Here is a 25,405-nt window from a genome sequence, read left to right on the forward strand (position 1 = left end):
GTACTGTTATGAAAAAAATATTATTTATCCTTTTATCATCTCTTGTACTGGTATCGTGCGAGGGTTACTTCGATCAGTTGCCGAAAACCGAACTTCCGGCAGAGACATTCTATACTTCCTATGATGCTGCCTTACGTAACGTTGCAATTTTATATGCTAATGCAGGTAACACCAATGATGGAATTATGACGGAAGACCGCTTTATGATGCCATCTCTGATAAACGAAGGTCCTTTTGATCTGACAGCTAGTTCGGGTAGCGTATTGAATTTATGGTCAAAACTGTATGCTTACATTGCCCAAGCTAATCAGATTTTAGAGAATCTGGAGGCACATCAGGACGCTATTGATTCCAGTATAAGCAATTCTTCATTAGAGAAGGCTGCCATACAAGGATCTGCTACTGAAATGTTGATAGGTGAAGTCCGTTTTTTACGTGCATACGCTTATTTTACACTTTATCGTTATTATGGCGGCGTGCCTTTAATAACCAAACCGACGGGCCCCAAGCCTCCTTACGTGCCACGTGCTACCCGACAGGAAATTTTTAAATTTTTATATGACGAAATGGAGTATGCTTTGAGTAAGTGTGCTGATAATAATTCGGGAATCGCTTACGGACGTGTGACTAGGGGAGCAGTAGCTGGTATGTTGGCAAAGACGAAGATATTTCATGCGTCCTATATTCGTCGTGCCGAAATGTATGGAGATAAAATTGCAGAAAATACAACAGGGGAATTATCTACTGTTTCTCTTTATGCAGATGCAGTTAAATTATGTGATGATATTATCTCCGGAGTTTATGGCAGTTATGAGTTGGAAGATTATTATCCAGCCGTATTTACGAAACGCAATAAAGAAATTATGTTTAGTGTACTTGCAGAAGAAGGGATTGGAACCGGTAATAAGATACCGATGGGATTTGCAGGAGAAGCCAAGTATGGAGCGACCAATGGCGTACACCTGACTTCCTGGCTGACATTGTTGTATGATATTCCGATGTGGGAACATAATTATAGTTTCAAAGAGGTATGTCGTGACTATGGGCAGATAGATAGATTTAATGCAGAATCTCCTAAAGCCGGAACCACTCCTAATGATTTACAGAATCTGTATGAAAGCACAGGGAAATATACAATTACGGGCGATTTCACCCGCCGTATGTGGAGCTCTGTGAAAGGATGGGTCACCGGTCCCAGTAGTGGAAGTGCTCCAGTCGGACTATGGGTATTTGAACCTGCCGGACGTGAACTTGGTACGAATTTCTATATTGAGCCGGGTAAAGGAAATCATTATTCTGAAGATCAATTGAAAGTAATGGAAGTGGCACTGGAAACACACGAAAGAAACTGGTGGCAAAATGAAGCCAATGGAGCAAACAGACCTAACTTGTGGAATTGTAACTGGTGGCAACTTGGCAAGTTCCGTAATTTGAATCCGAGTGAGATCGCTTCGACTTTTGATATTAATTATGCAGGAGTTGATTATCCGGTTTTACGATTGGCCGAGATTTATTTACTCAAAGCAGAAGCCCTGATTATGCAAGGGACAATTTCGCAAGGAGTGAAAGCGATGAATATTGTCCGGAATAGAGCTTGTAATCAAGGTACTGTAAAAGATATGTTTACCAGTCAGGGTGATGCTTCTTATACTTATCAGGAAGGTTCTGTTATGATGATTCCGGAGGATATAAGTGCAAATAATGCGTTGAAAGAATTGATGTATGAACGTTTGAGGGAACTTGCGGCTGAAGATGATTGTGGCTGGCTCGATGTAGCCCGTTTTCCGGACATTGCAATGAAAGATCTGGAAGATATTTGCCGTTATCGTGATCCTTTACAATTCTACGCACCTTATGGTGACCCTGCTCGAGGAGAATATTTATGGCATCTTTTCAATGAAGAGAAAGTATATCGCGTATTGATGCCTATACCATTTACAGAGTTGTCATTCTTTCCGGAAATGAAACAAAATCCGGGCTATTAACTTAATTGTCAGAATAATATGAAAACATATCAATCTATTTTAATTATGATAATGATGATGTCTGTTATGGCATCATGTGAAAAATTTGGTTCAGATGTGGAAGCTCCGTCCGTTCAGGTAACCGTATCTCCGGAGAATCCCAAAGTCGGAGACGAAGTGACAATTACAATTTCTACAGATGCCCAATATCTTTCTCTCTTTACGGGAGATGAAGGGAAAATGTTCGAACGTTCGCGCATCAAGGCAATCATGGAAAATGACTGGAATAGTTTCTATGAAAAAGGCTATCGGGTTTCTTATGCGAAGAATGGAGAGAAGACATTATTCTATAAGTATTTCAAAAATTATCAGACTGTTGAAGAGGTGAAAAAGGATTTTGAATTTTTCGGTGCGATAGAAAATATCCAACTGATTCCTTATAAAAAAGGGGATTTTCCGGAAGCATTGATGGAAATGAGCTATATCGGGACTAATCAGTTGAAGTTTACAGTATCAGATCGCAGGATTCCTTCAGGTATACGGATGAAACCGGATATTCATATTTTGGGAGGCCTTGATAATCAGCCTGGTAATACGGTGATTGAGAGCCGTTTTGTTGCTTGTGATGCGGATCGTGCTATCCGAAAATATTCTAATGATCCCTGGGTAGCTGCCTATTTTGGATTACATACGGAGCAACTGGCGGATTTTGCCGGACATGCTGCCGGTTATAAATACAGCACTCTTATGGACGAACGTTCTTATGGAGCATTTCAGACAAATGATCCTCTTTCCGGCAGACCGACAGAAGGCTTCTATAAACTTGGAGAGATGTATAACCGTGATTCATATTTGCAGCAGTTTCTGAATGATGGAGAAAAGCTAGTGCTCCGTCAAGTCGATATGTATGTGAATGGACGTCCTACTTATGCAGCGGCTGATGATTCACCTTATAAATACGATTTGGATGGAGACGGAATAGATGAGGCTTACGAATGTGAACTTAATCCTGCAACAGGCTTGCCTGTCCACGAAGCAGATTATGCCAAATATAGAGGTTTTCAGGGAGACGTATACCTCTCATTTATCGAGATGGGAACGGACGAATATGAACCGTGGCATACAGGTGTTTCTTTGGGTTCTGTATATGCGACTGGAGGAATTCAGAAAACTTATAAGTATATTTATACCGAACCTGGTGAGTTTACCATTACGGCTGTAGCTACCAATGTAGGTGATAAAAACTATAGTGGTATAGATTATAGCGATCAAAGAAGTAATTCATTGAACGATTATGCTCACAAAAGATCTTTAAGTACATTCAAAATAACAGTGAAAAATTGAACTTATGAGAATGAAGCTTTGTATGACCGTTTTGTTGGCTTGGCTAGTTTTTTGTGGGAGTACAGTGGCAGCTGTAGTCCCACGAATTGAGGTCAATCTAGATGGAAAGGGGCTTAAATTACTAGTTTTCGAAGGAAGCGATCATCACAGGAACTATGTCGATCGAGGAAAGATTCTGGGAGATTTATATTTTAATTATCTTGTTGACAATAAGACTTACTCTGTTAATCTTTCTGATTTACAGTCTGAAATACTGGAAAATACGGCGGGAAAAATACAAATATTCTGGCAACTTCCTGCCGGAGTCCGGCTTTATCAGACCTTCACTGTTAGTGGAGAAGAGATTGAATGGGATATTGAATTCTTCAACCGAAGCCATCATGTGGTTAATATTCTGGATATGTGTCTGACAGTGCCGATTGGAGCAATTGATGAATCCGTACAAGCTTATCAAAACCTGAATAGGCATTTCTCTTTAAATGGAAATTCTTCTTTTCTCTATTGGATACCATATACCGGTCAGGGCGACATTTTATTGATGTCAATGAAAAAAGGGACTGCTATGGAATATGCAACTTGGGATGGTAAGTATTATTTGCATGCAACGAATGTTATCGATCGGGCGAACGATACTTGGAGAATACCCTCTACCTCAAAGACGGTGGCCCCTTATCAGCGTTACCTCACAGGCTTTAATTTTACTGTAGCCAAAGACTACACTGATTTAAGGGGAAAATTGTATGATAAAGGAAATGTCTTGGTGAAAGTTGCTCCGGGAATGGTAGTAACACCCGAAATGGAAGTGTATTGTGCTTTACAGACACAGTTGCCCGTTGAGCAGTTAACTGTTGAGTATCCGGAGCAAATCAAAGTAGCTAATATAGGCAAGACGAAAGATAACAAGTATATTTATAAGTTTCGTTTTTCCCGTTTAGGTGAGAATCTGATTACGGTAAACTATGGAAACGGACAAATGTGTTATCTGGATTTCTTTGTAACAGAACCTTTAGAAACGCTCATAAAGAAACGTGCCCGTTTTATTGTAGATAAACAGCAGCATCGGGATTCGACGAAGTGGTATAATGGTTTGTATAGTTTGTGGGATATGAAAAAGGCAGAATTGCTTTCACCCGACTATTTAGGAGAACTTCGGGAAGAATTTATGGTGGGAGGTTCTGATGATCCTTCGAATAGTAAGCCTATTTATGTAAGCGAGAAGAATGTGATCTATCCGGATAAGAACGAAATAGCTTCGCTGGAATATTATCAGAAGAATTTTGTTTGGGGTAAACTGCAACGTACAGATAAGGAACTCCCTTATCCGTATGGTATCTATGGAAGTGAAAACTGGTATCAGAATCGCAGTGGTAAATATGGAGGATATGAGGATGGAGGTTCAGGCAAAGGACGCATGTGGAGAACGTTTGATTATACCACTCATTTTGCTATTTATTATAATCTGTACCGGATTGCGAAAGATCATCCGGATATGGTGACTTACTTGGATGCGAATGGATATTTAGAACGGGCTTACCGTACGGCGATGGCCTATTTTGAAGTGCCATACAATATATTGATGGGAAAGCAGTGGGCTTTCCACGGTTGGACTGACTGGGCTTATAAGCAAGGAAATTTTCATGAAAGGTATTTGTTATATATTATTTCTGCTTTAGAAAATACAGGCAGGAAAGAAGCAGCAGCTAGATTACGTCGCGAATGGGAAAAGAAGGTGACATATATGATTTATGAAGATCCTTGGCCGTTCGGTTCCGAGATGTTTGTTGACCGCACTGCCTTTGAATCCTCCTATTACATTGCCGAATATGCAAAATTGAATCCGATGCAACCGGAGGAGCAATTCTGGTATGATAAGAATAAGAAAAAATGGTATTCGTATACCTCATTTGACACTGTCTCCATAGAGCGTTTCATGCAAAATCAGTTGGATGGGAATCTTGCTTTGCGCGGAATTTTTGAACCTGGATATGCCAATTTGGGTACGGCATGGAGCGGACAGTACGTAAATCTCGATTATATGACGCAGATGGGGGGTGTGGCATTACTGGATTATGCGTATAAATTTTCCAGCGAACCGGAGAAATATATTAATTATGGCTATAATTCTTTGTTAGCTTCATGGGCGTTGATGAATACAGGTACGCAACAAACTGACTTTGGGTATTGGTATAAAGGGAAAGAAAATGATGGAGCTGTGGGTTGGGCGTTTTCTCCTTATCAGAATTCCCGTACCTATATGAGCTATATAAAAACTGGGCGTGCCCCGTGGCGATATGATGGTGAAATAGATCATGGGCTTACGGGAGGGATTCATGGAGCCGGCGTCTATTTAGTGGATGATCCCGATTTTGGGTTGATAGCTTATGGAGGCAATGTGGCTGTGGACAGAGAAGGAACAATTAGTATGGTTCCGTATGACGGGGTACGCAGACAGATACGGTTTCTTACACCTGTCCAATTTTCGGTAGAATTAGAGCAGGATGGTTTCAGAAAGGATTATCCTGTTACGTTGAAAAAAACAAATGAGCTTGCGTTTGTCATCGAAAATCGTTCCGGGAAACCTCATCATACAAGGATGACTCTTGAAGGTAAACTTCCTGAAGGAAAGTATACTGTTATAGCTAGACAAAAAGAAGTGAAAGATTTTGAAATAATGAATCAGGCACATCTGTTTTGTCAGCTGGAAATACCGGTCATGGATAAATATACGCAAGTAATAATTAAAAAGAAATAGGAATGAGACATCTATTAGTAGGAATTAGTTTGTGCATCTTGTCAACGGCTTGTGTGGAGGAAGAACAGCAGATCATCCCCATCCCCTTTAATCAGGTAACGTTGACTGATGGTTTTTGGAAAGAAAGAATGAAGACAGAGATAAGCGTTACAGTCCCTTTTTCTGTTTATCAGAGTGCACCGGCTGTTGAACGGTTCAGGCGTTGTGCTGCTTTTCGTGCAGGTAAACCCACCGAACTGCCGGAAACACATCGTTTCATCAGTTCGGATTTATATAAGGTAATGGAGGGAGTTGCCTACTCACTTATGATACAGCCGGATGAGAAATTGGAAAAGTTCATGGATGATGTGACAGAGTTGATCGCTGCTTCTCAACAAGAAGACGGGTATCTGTACATTTCTCATATTTGTGGTAATCCCGATCCTCGTGAGATGGGAGAGAAGCCTTATTCTTGGTTGGTGCATAGCCATGAACTCTATAATGTAGGGCATCTATATGAGGCCGCTGTTGCTTATTATCAGGCAACGGGTAAAGATAAATTGTTAAATGTCGCTATTAAGAGTGCCAAACATGTGAATAAGGTTTTCTTTGAAGGAGGAGATCCTAATTATAATAATGGAAAACCAATTAATCAAGCTCCCGGACATGAGGAAATAGAACTGGCTCTTTGTAAATTGTATAGGGTGACGAATGAACCATTGTATCTTGATATGGCTAAGAAGTTTTTGGAGATTCGCGGAGTTACTTACCGTCCGGAGGGAGAAGGTGTGATGGCAGCTACTTATGCACAGCAGCATGCACCGGTAAGCCAACAGACAGAAGCGGTGGGACATGCCGTGCGGGCAGCTTATCTTTATACGGCTATGGCACAGGTGGATGCACTGACCGGACTCCATGATTATGACAAGGCACTTCAGGCTATATGGAGTAATTTGGTTACAACACGCATGCATATAACCGGAGGGTTGGGCGCAGTAGAAGGTATGGAGGGTTTTGGTGCTCCTTATGAGTTACCTAATTTGACAGCTTATAATGAGACATGTGCTGCTGTAGCAAATGTGTTTTTTAATCAAGGATTATTTTTGGGCAGCGGTGATGCAAAATTCTGGGATATTGCCGAGTTGTCTTTATTCAATAATGCTTTAGCTGGAATTAACTTGAAGGGGGATCGTTTCTTTTATGTGAATCCTTTGGAAGCTGATGGAGAAAGGCGTTTTAACCATGGTAATGGTGGTCGGGCTGAATGGTTTGGGTGTGCATGTTGCCCTCCTAATATATCTCGTCTCATTCTGCAAGTTCCGGGATATATGTATGCTTATAGTAAAGATAATATCTATCTTACTCTTTATGGTGGAAGCAGGACAACGATTCCTTTGAAAGGAGGAAAAGTTGCTTTGGAGCAAGAGTCAGGGTATCCATTTGACGGAAAAGTACGCCTTGTCGTTATTCCGGAGAAGAAAGAACGTTTTTCAATAAGTATGCGTATTCCTACTTGGGCAACGAAAGATGAATTTGTGCCGGGCGGACTTTATCCTTACAAAGAACAACGGCATCTGCCGGTTGAGGTGCGTGTAAACGGAGAAAAAGTGAAGTATGTGATGAAGAAAGGTTTCGCAGTAATAGAACGTGACTGGGTGAGTGGCGATATAGTAGAGCTTGAATTGCCAATGCTTGTTCGTTTTGTCGACTGTATTCCGGAAGTGGAGGATAATGTGGGGAAAACTGCTGTGACACGTGGTCCATTGGTTTATTGTGCGGAAGAAATAGATAATGGAAGACCTGTTCAGCAATTATTCTTGGGCGATGCGACGGAAGAAAAGGCACAGGTTACGATTGAAGAAACCGGTGAACTGAAGGGGCTTGATTTTATAAAAGTGGGCGGAATTTCTTTAGTGCCTTATTATGCCTGGTGTAACAGAGGAGATAATCGTACAATGCTTGTCTGGCTGAATAAGGAGGTTTCGACTGTAGGGTTGCAACAAGGAGAAATGAAGTATATGGATTCGATTGGGAAAATATCGGCTTCGTCTGTCGCAAGTGGAAATGCAATATCAGAGCAGGCAGTTTGCGATGGGAAAGTGGCTACTTCTTCTGCTGATTTTAGTTTGGAGAGATGGGTCTCTATTCCTGCGGAGAATGGAAAAGAGCAACAATTGACGTTCGATTTTAAAACTCCGTATACTTTAAACTCTCTTTCCGTATATTGGCTGGAGAATCCTCAAGAAAACGTTCTGCTACCCGTAAGCTGGAAAGTAGAATATAAATCAAAAGGAATCTGGAAAGTTCTTGAATTATATGTTACAGATTCTTATCAGTTGGGTAAGGATAGGTTTAATGTTATCCATCCGAGTAGTAATGTTGAGGTAGAGGCTATACGTTTGAATATAGATGCTCAACAGGGAAAATCCGTAGGTATCTCTGAAGTTCGGTTTGAATAGTAAAAAATGAATGTGTCAAAAGTTTAAGACCATTTTTGCGGATTCCTTAAACTTTTGACACATTTTATTTTACGCTCCCCTTCGTGATAATGATAAGATTTTCGCATCCAGTACAGAAGTGGCTTCCAACAAGCCTTTCAATTTGTTTGATAGCAATAGCGACTTAATGATATCTTTTCTCATGGAGTTTCCTGTTTTACATGACAAAGATTTAAATTGTTTCCTGAATTAAAGGAAATAATAATGGAAAACGTTCCTCTAATTCCGGAAATGTTTCACTGAATCCAACTGCCCAGAAGAGTAAATGCCAATTATCTTTTTAAATATACCACCGTCTTGCTTCCTCCGTATTTTCGTATAATTTCCTCTTTTAAATAGGTATTTAACAGCCCGGTTGCTTTGTACCGACTTATGCCGGCCAGTCTCGTGAAATCGACACAAGTGATGCAACCTTGTTCATCCAGATGTTGCATAAGGATGCTACGGCATTTGTCTTCATCGGGATTGCCATTGCTTCGGTAGGGTGACTCCATGCGTTCCAACGGTAATGGTTCCATGCTTTCACGGAATTTCTTGTTGATGCGAAGGTTCACTTTATTCAGGTGGATGGAAGGAGAGCGGATTTCTTTTTTCTCCATTACCGGGCGGTCGCATTTCAGCGATAAGGAGAAATAACCTAATTCTCCGACTTCCACAATCCAGCCTTGTTTCAACCAATGTTGTAACTCATCGGTAACTGCTTGCAAGCATCCTTCAATGGTGGCCTGACTGAAGCCGTTGCTTTTAGATACTAATTCTATAAACTTCTTAGCATCAAGAGTTCCTGATGGAATCACTCGTGCGTGAAGTGGTTGCTGCTCATCCTTTTTTTGTGGGTTGCCACTGGCATAAAGATCGTAATAAACACTCATGTCTTATTTTGTTTTTAGTTGTTCAGTAAATATTGTCTCCGGCTACATGATTTTATTCGTTTGACTATAGTCAAATGAATTAATTTGTGCACTCAAAGATATTAATTTTTTCAGGTAAAGACACTAATTTATGCATTAAATGAGAAAATACGATATCCCCCCTTTATATTTTCTTTTAAAAACGATACCTTTGAAGTGTTTTCTTTCTTTTTTATCAAGTATGGATTGATTTCCGGCAAGTTCTCCTATATTTCCCGAATTAATATTCATTAACTTATTTGCCGTAATACTTTTTAATACCTCTTGTGTATTAGCTAATAGATATTGAACTATTAACTTTAAAGACTAATATTATGGAAAAAGATTCTCCTTTTTCATCCACCGGCAGAAGGTGTATTGTAACCCTAATGTGCATATTTGTCACTGCTTTTGTTTATGCACAACAGCAAAAAATATCGGTTAGTATCAAAGAGCTTCCTCTTAAAGAGGCTATCAGTCAGATAGCAGAGAAGGCATTGATGAATGTAGCCTATAGCAAAGAATTTGTGGATACGAGTAGGAAAGTGTCATTGGAGGTAAAAGACACAGATGTAAACAAAGCACTAACTCTTTTGCTAAAAGGGACTAACATTGGGTTCCGTTTCCTGGATGACAGTATTTTATTTTATAATAAAGAATATCAAAATAAAACTGACCCTGTTGATTCGCAAGGAGAGAAAAAGGAACTGTATGTGAAAGGTAAAGTTACTGACGAGAATACGGAACCGATCATCGGAGCCACCGTATCGGTAAAGGGATCGACTACGGGTACAATCACCGATATCAATGGTCAGTATTCCATCAAGGTACCCTATGGAAGTACACTTCGGTACTCATACGTCGGCTATCGTGAAGAAAGCGTCATAGCGAAAGCAACGACAGTAAACGTGGTGATGAAAGAAAATGCTGTCAGCTTGGAGGATGTAGTAGTTGTAGGCTATGGCGTGCAAAAGAAAGTGAATGTAACAGGTGCCGTATCTATGGTTAAAGCGGAGGCTATTGAGAACCGACCTATTACTAACGTAACTACAGGGCTACAAGGATTGTTGCCTGGAGTTAGTATTGTTTCCTCTTCGGGACAGCCGGGTGCTGTGCCCAGCATCAACATTCGTGGTACGGGAACTATTAACAGTAGTACAGCACCTTTGATCTTGATTGACGGAGTAGCCGGGGGAGACATCAACTTATTGAATCCTTCGGACATCGAAAGCGTATCAGTGCTGAAAGATGCCGCCTCATCGGCCATTTATGGAGCACGTGCCGCTAACGGTGTTATTCTTGTAACGACTAAAAAGGGAGAAAAGAAAGAGCGCGTAGTATTCCAATATAACGGATATGCCGGATTCCAGACTCCCACAGCATTGCCCGAACTTGTTAACGGAAGGGAATACATGGAACTCTCCAATGAAGCCATGAGTGCTGCCGGATTTTCCAAGCCTTATACCCAAGAGGCTTTCGATAAATATGATTCGGGACTGTATCCCAATGAATATTCCAATACTGACTGGATTGACGAAATATACAAAAGCCGGGCTTTTCAAACGGGGCATAATGTGAGCGCACGGGGTGGAAGCGAGAAAACCGGATTTTTTATGTCGTATGGTTTCCTGGATCAGGATGGACTGGTTGTAGGTGACGGATATAGTTCCAAAAGACATAATGCGCGTATCAGTGTAAACACGGAGGTGTACGATCGTCTGAAACTGACCGGACAGATGAGCTATGTCGATTTCTATAAAAAGGACTTAGGTTATAGCGGCACATCAGGAGTATTCCGCTTGTCACAGCGTATGTCTCCGTTACTTCCCGTCATGTGGCAAATTCCTGACGAGAATGGCCGGATGGTAGATAGTGAGAACTGGTCGTACGGTTCGGTACGTAACCCCTTGCAAGTAGCTTATGAGTCGGGAATGGAAGAACGGAAAACACGTGTGCTCAATGGTATTTTCAATGCAGATCTCAAAATTATAGACGGACTGAACGTAGGTATGCAGTACTCTGCTAATATATATACCCGCCAGGTGGATGAGTTTAACCCGAAGATGTTGTCTTATTACTCGGACGGTAGCCCGTTGAAAGCAAATGAAGATGCCAAGGACTATATCTCACAAAGCCATCTCGACGTTATGACCCAAACGCTGCAATTCACCCTGAACTTTAATAAAACCATAGGACGCCACGAGTTGGGAGCATTGTTGGGATTTTCGCAAGAGTGGGAAAACAGAAGCACGTTGGGGGCTACACGTGATAATGTGATGGTTGAGGATATTCACGTTATTAGTGCCGGAATGATTAATTTTATGAATAGCGGAACAAAAGACGAGTGGGCTTTACGTTCTTACTTTGGTCGTGTCAACTATGCTTTTGACGGTAAATACCTGTTTGAAGCTAACCTGCGTGCTGATGGAACTTCAAGATTTGCCAAGGGCAATCGTTGGGGATATTTTCCATCGTTCTCGGCAGGATGGAACTTTTCACGTGAAAAATTCATGGAGTTCGCTACTTCGGTATTGAGCTCGGGTAAGCTGCGTGCTTCCTGGGGTGAGTTGGGAAATCAAAACATTCCCGGTAATTACTACCCTTACTTGTCACCTATCATAACCGAAGAGTCTTATCCTATCGGAGCTTCTAATACACCTGTTATGGGACTTTGGCAAAATAAAATCGGTAATCCCGACATCAAGTGGGAAACCATCCGCATGCTTAATTTCGGAGTAGACCTTAGTTTTTTGAACAATAGACTGAATGTGGACTTTGATTGGTATAAGAAAGAAAATATTGATGCATTGGTTCGTCCCGATGTTCCGGCTATTGTCGGGGTTTCCAGTAGTAACGTAGGTTATGTCAATCTTGGTAAGATTGATGTCAAAGGATGGGAGCTTAATCTTTCATGGCGTGATAAGATCGGAAGTGTAAATTACAATCTCGGGTTCAATCTGTCGGACGCTCGTAATAAGATTACCGATTTGGGTGGAACTCCGGAGTCGCTGACCAGTACGGCTTCCGGTTCGTATCGTCGGGTAGGTGATCCGATAGGTGCTTTCTATGGTTATCTGACTGATGGACTGGCGCAAGTGTATGACTTCGAATCGGTGAATACAACTACAGGTAAGTACCAGAAACCAAAATTTCCTCTTGTTGCATCACAAAACGGCATTGTACAGCCCGGAGATATTAAGTATCGGGACATCAGTGGTCCTGACGGCGCTCCCGACGGGGTAATTGATGACTACGACAAAGTGGTGTTTGGCGAGAAAGAGCCCCATTACACCTATGCAATCAAGGGTGGTTTAGAATGGAAAGGCATTGATTTCAGTTTCTATTTGCAAGGCGTAGGCAAAGTTGCCGGTTACCTTGAGGATGAGGCTCGGCATGCGTTTATCAATGACTACTCAATCCCTAAAAAAGAGCATCTTGACAGATGGACGCCTATGAATCCAAATGCTTCTTATCCCAGACTTTATCAGTCGCAGGAGCACAACAGGCTCTTCAGTGACTACTGGAAAGAGGATGCATCGTACTTGCGCCTGAAGAATATTCAGATAGGTTATCGTTTTCCTGCCCGAATGGTGGCACCTCTTGGTATTAATAGTCTTAGAGTATATGCTTCGGCAGATAACTTGTTTACTAAAACCGATTACTTCGGAGCTTATGACCCTGAAGTGAGGACCACCAGCGGAGATGTCTATCCGCAAGTAAAAACCTATGTTTTTGGATTATCAATAACATTCTAACCTATTAAACGACTATAAAGATGAAATACTCAAAATACTTTTTAATCATTGCTTTCTTTGGTATAGTTACCTCATGTAGCGATTTTCTGGATAGAACGAACCCTAACGAGCCGGACAATGTAACATTCTGGGTAAATGAAGATCAGCTTAAAAATGCCTTGCCTCCCTGTTACGAAGCTTTACAAAAAGACTATCTCGTGAATTGGAGTGAATCGACGGCCGAAACTGTTATGTGGGGGAATATTACTAGTGGACTAAGTAAGGTTTCGGGAGGCAAGCACTCTTATACTGACGGCTTCCCCTTCACTACCTATTGGACAGGAGCGTATAGCTATATTTATCGCTGCAATAATTTTCTGGACAACTATAATAAAGCGCAGGTAGCTCAAAATAAGAAGGACGTTTATGCCGCAGAAGTAAAAACCATCCGGGCGCTTATGTACTTTTATCTCACGGTGTTTTGGGGTGATGTACCTTGGGTAGGAGAAGTCATCCAGCCCGAAGAGGCATATATCGAGCGTACTCCCAGAGAGAAAGTCATTGACCAGCTCGTCGAGGATTTGAAATGGGCGGCAGAGCGCATGCCTGAAGAAAGGTATACAGGCGATAAACTGGGAAGGCTTGACCGCTGGGGCGCTTTAGCCATATTGGCACGTATTGCTTTGCAAAACGAAAGATGGGAACTGGCTGCAAAAACGAGTGAATATATCATCGAAAACAGTCCCTATGGTCTGTATGAATATGAAAAACTATTTCATCACGAAGGGGATGTCGAGAATGATCCGAAAAATATCGAAGCCATCGTATATAGCCTTTTTGTACCTGAAATCCGTACACAAAGTCTGCCCAATGAAACTTGCAGTCCGACAGATTATATACGCCTCAATCCAACGAAGTCGTTAGTGGATGCTTATCTGTGTACAGACGGTAAACCGGCAAAAACCGGATTGGAATATTATAAAAAGACCGGTGTGCAGACCTCATCGTTATACAAGTCGCCTGAAGAGCATTATGTGGATTATTTCCAGAACAGAGATCCTAGAATGAAGATGACTTTATATGCTCCGGGTGACAAATGGCCGGGAGGAGATGACGGTGACCCTGATACGGATAAGGCCAACGAGATATTTAATCTGCCTCGTTTTGCTTCATTGCAAGATAATAACCGTGTGGGGGCAAATAGCCGTACAGGTTTCTATCTGAAAAAGTATAACGATATTGATTTGGCCGGCTCAAGTGTGGGTGGACATGGAAATCTCAATGTCATCCGTTTTGCCGAAATCTTGCTGATTTATGCCGAAGCCACCTTCGAACTACAAGGCAAGAAACTGACACAAACACAGATTGATTACTCCATCAACAGACTTAGAGATCGTGTGAATATGCATCGTATGAACCTTGACGAACTTAGCGCATGGGGGATGGATCTCGAAACCGAATTGAGAAGAGAACGTCGCATTGAGTTGGCAGGTGAAGGTACAAGATACGCCGATGTGATGCGCTGGCGTGAAGGCGAACTTCGCTTTGGACGTGCCATCACCGGTCCCAGCCTGAAAGTTTGTATGAATGATTTGGGCGCCAACCCATATCCCGATACCGGAGTAGATGAGTTTGGTGATGTTATCTACGAAAAGTCTACTGCGGAAGGCGGAGCACGTTACTTCGACGCAACGAAACATTATTTGTGGCCCGTGCCTAATCCCGAGCGTCAGAAGAATCCTCTGTTAGGACAAAATCCGGGCTGGGAAAAGTAATCATTAAAAAATAGAAACCATGTATTCAATGAAGAAATATTTATTATTGTTTTTATGCCTGACTTTGGGTGTTGCCTATGCGCAAGATACTCTACGGGTGCGGGTAATGACCTATAATTTAAGATTTGGCGAACTGGCATCTTTAGAGGAACTTGCTCATCACATCAAATCCTTCAAGCCTGATTTTGTGGCGCTTCAGGAAGTGGATAGCAAAACAGACCGTAAGCGTACCCCGCATCAGAAGGGGAAGGATTTTATATCCGAACTTGCCTATCATACAGGGATGTTTGGGCTTTACGGAAAAACGATTGACTATTCTACCGGTTATTACGGTATTGGGGTGTTAAGTAAATATCCATATATTTCTGTCCAAAAGATAATGCTGCCCCATCCGGTCAAAGAGCATGAGAGACGGGCCATGCTGGAGGGATTATTCGAAATGGGTAATGATACCATTGTTTTTACCTCTACGCATCTGGACGTCAACTCTCAAGAAACACGGGCGGAGCAAATAAAATTTATTACCGGGCATTTCAAAAATTATAAATATCCTGTAATTTTGGGAGGTGATTTCAACGCGCGTCATTACTCGGAGGCAATACGTGGTATGGATAGTTGGTTTGCTGCAAGCAACGATGATTTTGGAATGCCGGCATGGAAGCCTGTGATTAAGATCGATTACTTGTTTGCTTACCCGCAAAAAGGATGGCGTGTGATTAGTACACAAACTGTTCAGTCGCTTTTGTCAGACCATTTACCGATTATTACGGAACTGGAATATGTGAAAGAAGCATCGAAGAAAAAATATTGATACTCACTTATAACATTTATGATTTTCTATGATACATACAATAATCAAGTATTTACTGATTTCAGCAACGCTTTTTTTCTGCTCATGCCACAAGCCTAAGACGGATATTATCACCCCCGCCAAACAGTTAATAGAACGTCAGATTGGGGAAAGAGCACAGTCTATCCACTTTGAATATATCGAACCATCCGAAGGTAAAGATATATTCGAAGTGATAGCAAGCGACGGCCGGCTTACCCTAAGGGGAAGTAGCTCCGTTGCTATCTGTTACGCTTTTCATACGTACATGAAAGAGGCCTGCAAGAGTATGAAAACATGGAGCGGTGAACACATAACGTCGGTGATGCCGTGGCCCGATTATGAATTGTATGAACAGGTGTCCCCTTATGAGTTGCGCTATTTCCTTAATGTTTGTACATTCGGCTACACTACTCCTTACTGGGACTGGGAGCGTTGGGAAAAGGAAATTGACAGGATGGCTCTTTATGGTGTAAATATGCCCTTGGCTACCGTGGCCAGCGAAGCCATTGCGGAACGGGTATGGCTGCGTATGGGATTGAACAAAGAAGAAATCCGTGAGTTTTTCACTGCCCCCGCACACCTTCCCTGGCATCGCATGGGCAATCTGAACAAGTGGGACGGTCCCTTATCTGATGCATGGCAACAGAACCAAATCGTTTTGCAGCATCAAATCCTGACCCGTATGCGCGAGTTGGGTATGCAGCCCATAGCGCCTGCGTTTGCAGGTTTCGTGCCGGAAGGATTCGTGCAGAAACATCCCGACACACAATTCCGGCACATGCGGTGGGGTGGTTTTGATGAAGAGTACAACGCCTATGTATTGCCACCGGATTCACCTTTTTTCGAAGAGATAGGCAAACTGTTTGTCGAAGAGTGGGAAAAAGAGTTTGGAGAAAATACGTATTATCTCTCGGATAGTTTTAACGAGATGGAATTGCCTATCGATAAGGAAGATAAAGAAGCGAAATATAAGTTATTGGCCGAGTATGGAGAAACGATCTATAAATCAATTACAGCCGGAAACCCGGATGCCGTTTGGGTTACACAAGGATGGACATTCGGATATCAACATTCATTTTGGGATAAAGAATCGCTTAAAGCCTTGTTAAGCAATGTACCTGATGATAAAATGATTATCATTGATTTGGGCAATGATTATCCGAAATGGGTGTGGAACACCGAGCAAACATGGAAAGTACATGATGGGTTTTACGGAAAGAAATGGATATTCAGCTATGTACCCAACTTTGGTGGGAAAAACACCATGACAGGAGACTTGGATATGTATGCAAGCTCCTCGGTCAAAGCATTACGTGCCGCAAATAAAGGTAACTTGATTGGGTTCGGTTCTGCCCCTGAAGGACTCGAAAACAATGAGGTTGTTTACGAACTGTTAGCTGATATGGGATGGTCATCAGATAGTATCGACCTGGACGATTGGATGAAGATATACTGCGAGGCCCGTTATGGAGGATATCCCGATGCCATGGAAGAAGCTTGGAAGCTTTTTCGGAAAACAGCATATAGCTCTTTATATTCATACCCCCGTTTTACCTGGCAAACTGTAATACCCGATCAACGGCGGATCAGTAAAATCGACCTTAGTGATGATTACTTGCAGGCTATACGTTTGTATGCTAGTTGCGCTGACGAACTGAAAAGCTCTGAATTATACAGAAACGACCTCATTGAGTTTGTTTCGTATTATGTAGCGGCTAAAGCTGAAAATTTTTATAAGCAGGCCCTGAAAGATGATTCGGAGAATCGTGTTCTCGCAGCGCAACGTAATCTGCAACAAACTGTTGATTTGTTGATGGACGTTGACAGGTTATTGGCTTCTCATCCTTTATATCGATTAGAAGAATGGGTGGAACTTGCGCGCAATAGCGGAACAACTCTTCAGGAAAAAGATGCTTATGAAGCAAATGCCAAACGCTTGATTACAAGTTGGGGTGGTATTCAGGAGGATTATGCTGCCCGTTTCTGGAGCGGGCTGATTAAAGACTACTATATCCCTCGTATACAGCTCTATTTCACAAAAGACCGGAATAAAATCCGAGAATGGGAGGAGCAATGGATTACATCTCCCTGGAGCAACAGTACGACTCCGTTTGATGACCCGGTCAAGGCTGCATTGAGTTTAATAGAGAAAACAAATAAGTGATAGCTTTTATGAAAAAGATTGTATTGGCATTCGACTCGTTTAAAGGTTCGGTCGGTTCTTTCGAGATAGCGAAAGCTGCCGAAAAAGCGATTCAGGAGGAATTACCCGACTGTCAGATTATACGTTTCCCCATAGCTGATGGCGGCGAAGGGACTACAGAAGCTTTATGCTCCGCCCTTCATGCCCAAACGGTGTCATGTCGGGTGCATGATCCATTCATGAAGCCAATTGAAGTATCGTATGGTATCGTAAACAATGGTGCGATGGCTATTATCGAAATGGCCTCGGCCTGCGGTCTGCCATTAATTGATTCAAATCGGAGAAACCCCATGAAGACTACGACTTATGGAGTTGGAGAGATGGTTGCTGATGCATTAAAACGCGGGTGTCGGGAATTCATTATCGGTATCGGCGGAAGTGCTACGAATGATGCGGGAATTGGTATGCTAAAGGCTTTAGGTGCACGCTTCTTAGATAACGGAAACGGTGAGTTGGAGCCTGTCGGTGAAAATCTGATAAAAGTTCATCAAATAGATATTTCCCAATTGAATCCGGCATTGAAGGAGAGTCATTTTACGATCGCCTGTGATGTTAGTAATCCATTTTTTGGAAAAGAGGGTGCGGCTTATGTATATGCTCCCCAGAAAGGGGCAACTATGTTGCAAGTGATAGAGTTGGACAATGGGTTGCGGCATTATGCACAGGTGATAAAGGAATATACAAATATGGATATATCGCAGCTTCCCGGTGCTGGAGCAGCCGGAGGAATGGGAGGCGGCCTGCTTCCGTTTTTGAATGCAGAATTGCAATCCGGAATAGAAGTTATATTGAAAACGCTTCGTTTCGAAGAGGTCGTCCGACAGGCAGACCTGATACTGACCGGAGAGGGGAAACTGGATCGCCAGACTGGTATGGGAAAGGCGCTGGACGGAATTTTACGTGTCGGTGAGAAATGTCAGGTTCCGGTGATAGCGCTGGGGGGAGCGGTCGAAGCCACCGAAGCGCTTAATAGGATGGGGTTTACTGCCGTACTGCCTATTCAACCTTTTCCGGTAACACTTGAAGAGGCGATGCGACCGGAGTTTACGAAAGAAAACATAGAGAGAACGGTGCGACAGGTGGTGAGAATCATAAAACAATTTACTAAATAATACTCAATGACAGCGATAGGCGCATTAATCGGGCTTTCATTATCCATACTGTTAATCATAAGAAAGCTTTCTCCGACATACAGTCTGATTATCGGAGCGATAGTCGGAGGGTTGTTGGGAGGACTATCTTTAAATGAGACTGTTACGGTGATGACCGAAGGGGTGAAAGAGGTCACCCCGGCGGTATTGCGGATTCTGACAGCCGGAGTCTTGTCAGGCATATTAATACAAACCGGGGCTACCACGGTCATCTCCAATGCGATTATAAACAAAATGGGTGAAAAACGGGTATTTATGGCATTGGCACTCGCAACGATGTTGCTTTGTACGGTAGGCGTCTTTATTGATGTGGCTGTGATAACCGTTGCGCCGGTGGCTCTTTCGATAGGCAAGCGTCTGAACTTGTCTCCATCTGTGTTACTTATAGCTATGATCGGGGGAGGTAAGTGTGGAAATATCATATCACCTAACCCGAACACTATTATAGCAGCCGGAAATTTTAATGCGGATTTATCGTCTGTAATGTTTGCCAATATTTTACCGGCAGTGATCGGTTTGTTTTTCACTGTTTTCGTTATTATCCGTCTGATGCCTCAATCGGTAAAAAACAAAAAAACGATGATGCAAACAGAGGATAAAGAGGAAGAGAGAAATCTGCCTTCGTTAAGAACCAGTCTGATTGCTCCTGTTGTTACGATTGTTTTATTGGCATTACGTCCTGCGGCAGGAATCAATATTGATCCTTTGATAGCTTTGCCGGTAGGTGGCTTATGTGGTGCTATCTGTATGAAACAATGGAAAAACATTCTTCCGAGTATAGAGTATGGACTGCAAAAGATGTCTGTGGTAGCTATTCTGCTGATAGGAACTGGGACTATTGCCGGCATCATAAAGAACTCTTCTTTGAAAGACTGGATTCTTACAGGATTAGATCATGCTCATTTTAGTGATGCATTGATTGCTCCTATATCAGGCGCGTTGATGTCAGCGGCTACCGCATCGACAACAGCCGGAGCAACACTGGCTTCTTCTTCGTTTGCTGAAACGATATTGGCTATAGGCATTTCTGCAGTTTGGGGAGCGGCTATGATTAATTCCGGAGCTACAGTTCTTGACCATTTGCCACATGGTTCGTTCTTTCACGCGACAGGAGGCGTATGCGAACTCAACTTTAAAGAACGTCTGAAGCTGATACCTTATGAATCGCTTATAGGGATAGTGTTAGCTGCCGAAACGACTATTTTATATATAATAAGTAATTAAAAGAATCAAATATTATGAATCCGAACAAACGGTTACTTTCGCTTGATGTACTTCGGGGTATTACTGTTGCCGGGATGATCTTGGTCAACAATACAGGAAAGTGCGGGTATAACTTTGCTGCTTTTGCACATGCCAAGTGGGATGGCTTTTCGCCGGCCGATCTGGTATTCCCGATGTTTATGTTCCTGATGGGTATTTCGACCTACATCTCCTTGTGTAAGTATAACTTCCAGTGTCGACCGGCCATTGCGAAAATCATAAAAAGAAGTCTCTTATTAATATTTATAGGTCTGGTTATGGAGTGGTTCATAACAGCAATAGATAGTGGTAACTATTTTGATTTGAGTCAGCTCCGGTTGATGGGAGTTATGCAACGGCTTGGGATTTGTTATGGTATTACAGCCTTATTGGCCGTAACAATACCGCATAAGCGTTTTATGCCATTAGCTATTATCTTGCTGATTGTCTACTTTATTTTTCAGTTATTTGGAAACGGATTTGAAAAGAGTGCGGATAATATCGTCGGGATTGTTGATTCGGCTATTTTAGGGTCTAACCACATGTATCTTCAGGGCCGCCAGTTTGTCGATCCCGAGGGGATACTTAGTACGATTCCCGCTGTGTCTCAAGTGATGATCGGTTTTGTTTGCGGAAAGATAATCATCGATATTAAAGACAATGACCGCCGGATGCTGAATCTATTTCTTATAGGTACCACGCTGTTGTTTGCCGGCTATTTGTTAAGCTATGCCTGTCCTTTGAATAAACGTTTGTGGTCTCCTTCGTTTGTTTTGCTTACTTGTGGGATTGCGGCATTGTCATTGGCATTGCTGCTCTATATCATTGATGTGAAGCAGAATAAAAAGTGGTTTTCGTTTTTCGAAGCATTTGGAGCGAATCCGCTTGTAATTTATGTGTTTAGTTGCATAGCCGGAGGATTGCTTGTGCATTGGCATATCCATACGGCTGTGTTCAATAATTTGCTTAACCCGTTATTCGGAAATTATTTCGGTTCATTTATGTACGGTGTATTTTTCCTGTTGTTCAATGGGCTGTTGGGATATGTTTTGTTAAAAAGAAAAATCTATATAAAATTATAAATCAGAATGAAAAGAAAAAGTGTATACACGTGTCTGGTTATGCTGCTTATGTCGTTGGCTCTTCAGGCTAAAGACAAAGATGTAGCTGTTGCGGAAGCATTATTGAAACGTTTGCTACCGTCATACATCGAGAGTTTTCAGTTTCAAAAGTTAAAAGGAGAGAAAGACTGCTTTACAATAGAGTCCGTAAAAGATAAAATTGTAATCGGTGGAAACAACGCCAATTCAATGGCGATGGGACTGAACCATTACTTGAAATATTACTGTCTCACTACAGTGTCATGGTATGCGGATATAGCCGTTGAAATTCCTGAAGAATTGCCAATGGTTGGTGAGAAGGTGGTTTCGGAAGCGAGAGTGGATACTCGCTTTTTCCTGAATTACTGCACGTATGGTTACACGATGCCTTGGTGGCAATGGAAAGAATGGGAACGTTTTATTGACTGGATGGCCCTTAATGGTATAAATATGCCTTTGGCAATTACCGGACAAGAAGCTGTGTGGTATAAAGTTTGGTCGAAAATGGGAATGTCGGACATCGAAATACGCTCTTACTTCACGGGACCGCCGTATCTGCCCTGGCATCGGATGGCTAACATAGATCGCTGGAACGGTCCGTTGCCGATGGAATGGCTGGAACACCAGGTAAGCTTGCAGAAAAAAATACTCGCACGTGAGCGTGAATTGAATATGAAGCCCGTATTACCAGCCTTCGCCGGACATGTACCTGCCGATTTAAAACGGATTTATCCCGAGGCTGATATTCAACATTTGGGCAAATGGGCCGGCTTTGCTGATGCATACCGTTGTAATTTTCTGAACCCTAACGATGCTTTGTTTGCGAAAATTCAGAAACTATTTCTTGATGAACAAAAAAAACTTTTCGGAACCGATCATATTTATGGTTTAGATCCTTTCAATGAGGTTGACCCGCCCAGTTTCGAACCCGAATATTTGCGGAAGATAGCTTCGGATATGTACGCTACATTGACGGCTGCCGATCCCAAAGCCCAATGGATGCAAATGACGTGGATGTTTTATTTTGATAAAGATAAATGGACTTCCGAGCGAATGAAGGCTTTGCTGACAGGAGTGCCACAGAATAAAATGATATTACTTGATTATCATTGTGAAAATGTTGAATTATGGAAAAGAACAGAGCATTTTCATGATCAGCCCTATATTTGGTGTTATCTGGGCAATTTCGGGGGAAACACGACTTTGACAGGTAACGTCAAAGAAAGTGGCGCACGACTTGAGAATGCTCTTATTAACGGTGGAGGTAACCTTAAAGGAGTCGGCTCTACGCTGGAAGGATTGGATGTGATGCAGTTTCCCTACGAATACATTCTTGAGAAAGCATGGAACCTGAATGTAGATGATAATAAATGGATTGAATGTCTGGCTGACAGGCATGTGGGATGCGTGTCGCAGCCTGTGCGCGATGCTTGGAAACGATTATTCAATGACATTTATGCACAAGTGCCGCGCACATTGGGTACTTTACCCGGGTATCGCCCTGCATTGAATAAGAACAGTGAAAAACGCACAAGTAATGTGTACAGCAATGTTGAACTACTAGAGGTTTGGAGAAAACTGAACGAAGCACCTTCTGACCGGAGAGATGCTTTTCGCCTGGATTTGATAACTGTAGGCAGACAGGTGCTTGGAAACTACTTTCTTGATGTGAAAATGGAGTTTGACAGGATGGTTGAAGCTAAAGATTATCAGGCTTTGAAAGCTTGCGGCGAGAAAATGAAGGAGATATTGAATGATTTGGATAAGCTGAATGCTTTTCATCCTTACTGTTCTCTGGATAAATGGATTGATGATGCACGGAAGATGGGAGATTCTCCCCAATTGAAAGACTATTATGAAAAGAACGCTCGCAACTTGATTACTACTTGGGGTGGAAGCCTGAACGATTATGCCAGCCGTTCGTGGGCAGGATTGATAAGAGATTATTATGCAAAACGCTGGGAGATGTATATCAATACATTCATCAAAGCGGCCGAGAAAGGTGTAGAGGTGGATCAGAAGCAACTTGAAGATGAATTAAAAGAAATAGAAGAAGGTTGGGTAAATGCAACTGATCGGAAAGATGTTCGAAAAGATATTCATTCAGCAACTGACGGATTATTATCCTTCTCAACCTTTTTATTCAGCAAATATCAAAGACTGGTGAAATAAATAAGAGGCCTGTTTTATTTGTTGCTCGCGATTCATGCTATATCAGAAAGAATTAATATATTTGAAAATAAGGACTTAATATAATAAGTTTTTATTTTTCATATTTAAAATGATTAAGATGTCCCAGAAATACTCACAGGATGAAGCCCAAGCTTTGGTTAAGGCTCTGAAAGAGGGGAACCAGCTGGCATTTAGTATTGTATACAAGACGTATGCGGCGCAGACCTTTTCTTTGGCATTTAAATATTTGCTGAATAAGGAATTGGCTGAAGATGCCGTGCAGAACTTATTCTTAAAACTCTGGCTGAAAAAAGAAGAGATCGACGAGACAAAACCCATAAACAGATACCTTTTTACGATGTTGAAGAACGATCTGCTCAATACGTTGAGAGATTCAAAGAAAAATATCTATTTGCTTGAGGATTGTCTTTCAATGGTTTTGGAATTGGAAGACAATTCTCAAAATGAAAACCTTAAGCAAGAACAAATGAACATTATACAGCAAGCTCTTGAGCAACTTTCGCCGCAACGCCGCAAGGTTTTTGAAATGAAAGTTTCGGGAAAATATTCCAATCAGGAAATAGCCGATAAACTTAATCTTTCGATCAATACAATTAAATTTCAATATAGCCAATCTTTGAAGCAGATTCGCGCGACAGTGGGAGAGCTTAGTTTGTTGTTGCTTTATTGTATGATGTAGTTTTATCACTTTTTGCTGATATGGAACGTTCTTTTGAATTAACACGGTTTAACGTAGTCTGTATAATACTTTTTTGTAACAGTGTGTATTACTAATAGATATTGAAATATGAAATCAAAAAAGAAACATACAAATCAGGACTTTGAAGTAGTTGACGGCATCGGGAAATATATGGATGACGACATTCAAAGGATAATAGAAGGCAAACAGCTCGAATTGGGCGACAGAGAATTGCCTCCTTTTGATGAATATCGCATTTATAAGAATATTCAGGAAGCCGTGATGCGGGAAGAAAAACGAAAGAACAGGAGAACAAGGATGCCATTGTTCTTTAAGTGGACGGTAGCCTGTGCAATTGTTTTGCTAGTGATAGGTGTAGGATATAATTTCTATCAAAGTCGTAGTGAGGCAAACCTTGTTTATCGGGAGGTCTGTGCTGTAAGGGGTGAAAAGCTACTTGTATTACTTCCTGATGGTAGCCGGGTGTGGTTAAATGCCGATTCTAAATTGACCTATCCGGAACAGTTTGCAAAATACAACAGGAATGTTACGTTGGAGGGAGAGGCTTATTTTGAAATAGCAGAAAACAAGAAATCCCCTTTTCAGGTGCTTGCCGAGAATGTGAAAATACAAGTGACGGGAACGTGTTTCAATGTAAAAGCATACGCTTCGGATAAGGTAATCAAAACTACACTCGACGAAGGAAGTATAAATATCGGGCATGTGCAAAGCCGCAGGCCTATGCAGCAAATGCTTCCCGGACAAACTGCAGTTTATGAGAAAAGGAGTAATGTAATAAAAATAAAAACAGATAGATATCACGATGATGCTTCGAGTTGGAAGAGCAACCGGCTTATTTTCAGAAATGCATCATTGAAAGAGGTGCTTACAACACTCTCGCGTCATTTTGATATAGAGATTACAGTTAAAAACGAAAAGATTGCTTCGTTTACGTACGACTTCGTTTGTAAAGGGAACGATTTGAACTATGTGTTGGAGGTGATGCAATCCATAACACCGGTTAGCTTTAAAAAAATATCAGAATATACATATACCGTTGAATAAGTAA

Annotated in this window: 15 protein-coding genes; 14 read left to right on the forward strand and 1 reads right to left on the reverse strand. The window is 41.8% G+C overall.

All coding sequences use genetic code 11. The annotated features are described in order from the left end of the window. The first annotated feature begins 8 nt into the window (after window positions 1-8). Genes DW173_RS18405 through DW173_RS18420 form a run of 4 tightly spaced genes read left to right on the forward strand, consistent with a single transcriptional unit; the run spans window position 9 to window position 8,498 of the window. Entirely contained in the window at window positions 9-1,985 is a 1,977-nt protein-coding gene (locus tag DW173_RS18405; protein WP_120144954.1) for a RagB/SusD family nutrient uptake outer membrane protein, read from the forward strand. A gap of 18 nt (window positions 1,986-2,003) precedes the next feature. Then, window positions 2,004-3,308, forward strand: coding sequence for a hypothetical protein (locus DW173_RS18410; RefSeq protein WP_120144955.1), 1,305 nt, complete (start codon window positions 2,004-2,006; stop codon window positions 3,306-3,308). 4 nt (window positions 3,309-3,312) lie between these two features. Next, the gene (locus tag DW173_RS18415) at window positions 3,313-6,060 is read left to right on the forward strand and encodes a DUF5695 domain-containing protein (RefSeq protein ID WP_120144956.1); all 2,748 of its coding nucleotides are present in this window, start codon (window positions 3,313-3,315) and stop codon (window positions 6,058-6,060) included. Between the two features lie 2 nt (window positions 6,061-6,062). Continuing rightward, window positions 6,063-8,498: a beta-L-arabinofuranosidase domain-containing protein gene (locus tag DW173_RS18420; RefSeq protein WP_120144957.1), complete on the forward strand. Its 2,436-nt coding sequence runs from the start codon at window positions 6,063-6,065 to the stop codon at window positions 8,496-8,498. Between the two features lie 311 nt (window positions 8,499-8,809). Here the strand turns inward: DW173_RS18420 and DW173_RS18425 are convergent, their stop codons facing one another. Continuing rightward, a complete protein-coding gene (locus tag DW173_RS18425) occupies window positions 8,810-9,409 on the reverse strand; it encodes a DsbA family protein (protein WP_120144958.1) in 600 nt (199 codons plus the stop codon). A gap of 353 nt (window positions 9,410-9,762) precedes the next feature. On the opposite strand from DW173_RS18425, the gene DW173_RS18430 reads away from it, so the two are divergent. The 10 genes from DW173_RS18430 to DW173_RS18475 all read left to right on the forward strand — a co-directional run bounded on the left by DW173_RS18430 (window position 9,763) and on the right by DW173_RS18475 (window position 25,401). Then, the gene (locus tag DW173_RS18430) at window positions 9,763-13,182 is read left to right on the forward strand and encodes a TonB-dependent receptor (RefSeq protein WP_120144959.1); all 3,420 of its coding nucleotides are present in this window, start codon (window positions 9,763-9,765) and stop codon (window positions 13,180-13,182) included. Window positions 13,183-13,202: 20 nt separating this feature from the next. Then, complete coding sequence (locus DW173_RS18435) at window positions 13,203-14,936, forward strand: RagB/SusD family nutrient uptake outer membrane protein (RefSeq protein ID WP_120144960.1); 1,734 nt, start codon at window positions 13,203-13,205, stop codon at window positions 14,934-14,936. A 19-nt stretch (window positions 14,937-14,955) separates the two neighbouring features. Beyond that, window positions 14,956-15,747 (forward strand): endonuclease/exonuclease/phosphatase family protein, encoded by a 792-nt coding sequence (locus DW173_RS18440; RefSeq protein WP_083444130.1) that lies wholly within the window; start codon window positions 14,956-14,958, stop codon window positions 15,745-15,747. 28 nt (window positions 15,748-15,775) lie between these two features. After that, window positions 15,776-17,932 carry an alpha-N-acetylglucosaminidase gene (locus DW173_RS18445; RefSeq protein WP_120144961.1) on the forward strand — a complete coding sequence of 719 codons (2,157 nt, stop codon included), beginning with the start codon at window positions 15,776-15,778 and terminating at the stop codon, window positions 17,930-17,932. A gap of 8 nt (window positions 17,933-17,940) precedes the next feature. Then, window positions 17,941-19,083, forward strand: a complete 1,143-nt coding sequence (locus DW173_RS18450; protein ID WP_120144962.1) for a glycerate kinase — start codon at window positions 17,941-17,943, stop codon at window positions 19,081-19,083. Between the two features lie 6 nt (window positions 19,084-19,089). Beyond that, complete coding sequence (locus DW173_RS18455; RefSeq protein WP_120144963.1) at window positions 19,090-20,346, forward strand: GntP family permease; 1,257 nt, start codon at window positions 19,090-19,092, stop codon at window positions 20,344-20,346. Window positions 20,347-20,360: 14 nt separating this feature from the next. Then, window positions 20,361-21,446 carry an acyltransferase family protein gene (locus DW173_RS18460; protein WP_120144964.1) on the forward strand — a complete coding sequence of 362 codons (1,086 nt, stop codon included), beginning with the start codon at window positions 20,361-20,363 and terminating at the stop codon, window positions 21,444-21,446. 6 nt (window positions 21,447-21,452) lie between these two features. Then, complete coding sequence (locus DW173_RS18465) at window positions 21,453-23,636, forward strand: alpha-N-acetylglucosaminidase (RefSeq protein ID WP_120144965.1); 2,184 nt, start codon at window positions 21,453-21,455, stop codon at window positions 23,634-23,636. Window positions 23,637-23,754: 118 nt separating this feature from the next. Further along, window positions 23,755-24,336, forward strand: coding sequence for an RNA polymerase sigma factor (locus DW173_RS18470; protein ID WP_004317492.1), 582 nt, complete (start codon window positions 23,755-23,757; stop codon window positions 24,334-24,336). Between the two features lie 108 nt (window positions 24,337-24,444). After that, the gene (locus tag DW173_RS18475; protein WP_120144966.1) at window positions 24,445-25,401 is read left to right on the forward strand and encodes a FecR family protein; all 957 of its coding nucleotides are present in this window, start codon (window positions 24,445-24,447) and stop codon (window positions 25,399-25,401) included. Window positions 25,402-25,405 lie beyond the last annotated feature (4 nt).

The sequence above is a fragment of the Bacteroides sp. AM16-13 genome, assembly GCF_003602705.1.
Classification (GTDB): Bacteria; Bacteroidota; Bacteroidia; order Bacteroidales; family Bacteroidaceae; genus Bacteroides; species Bacteroides xylanisolvens.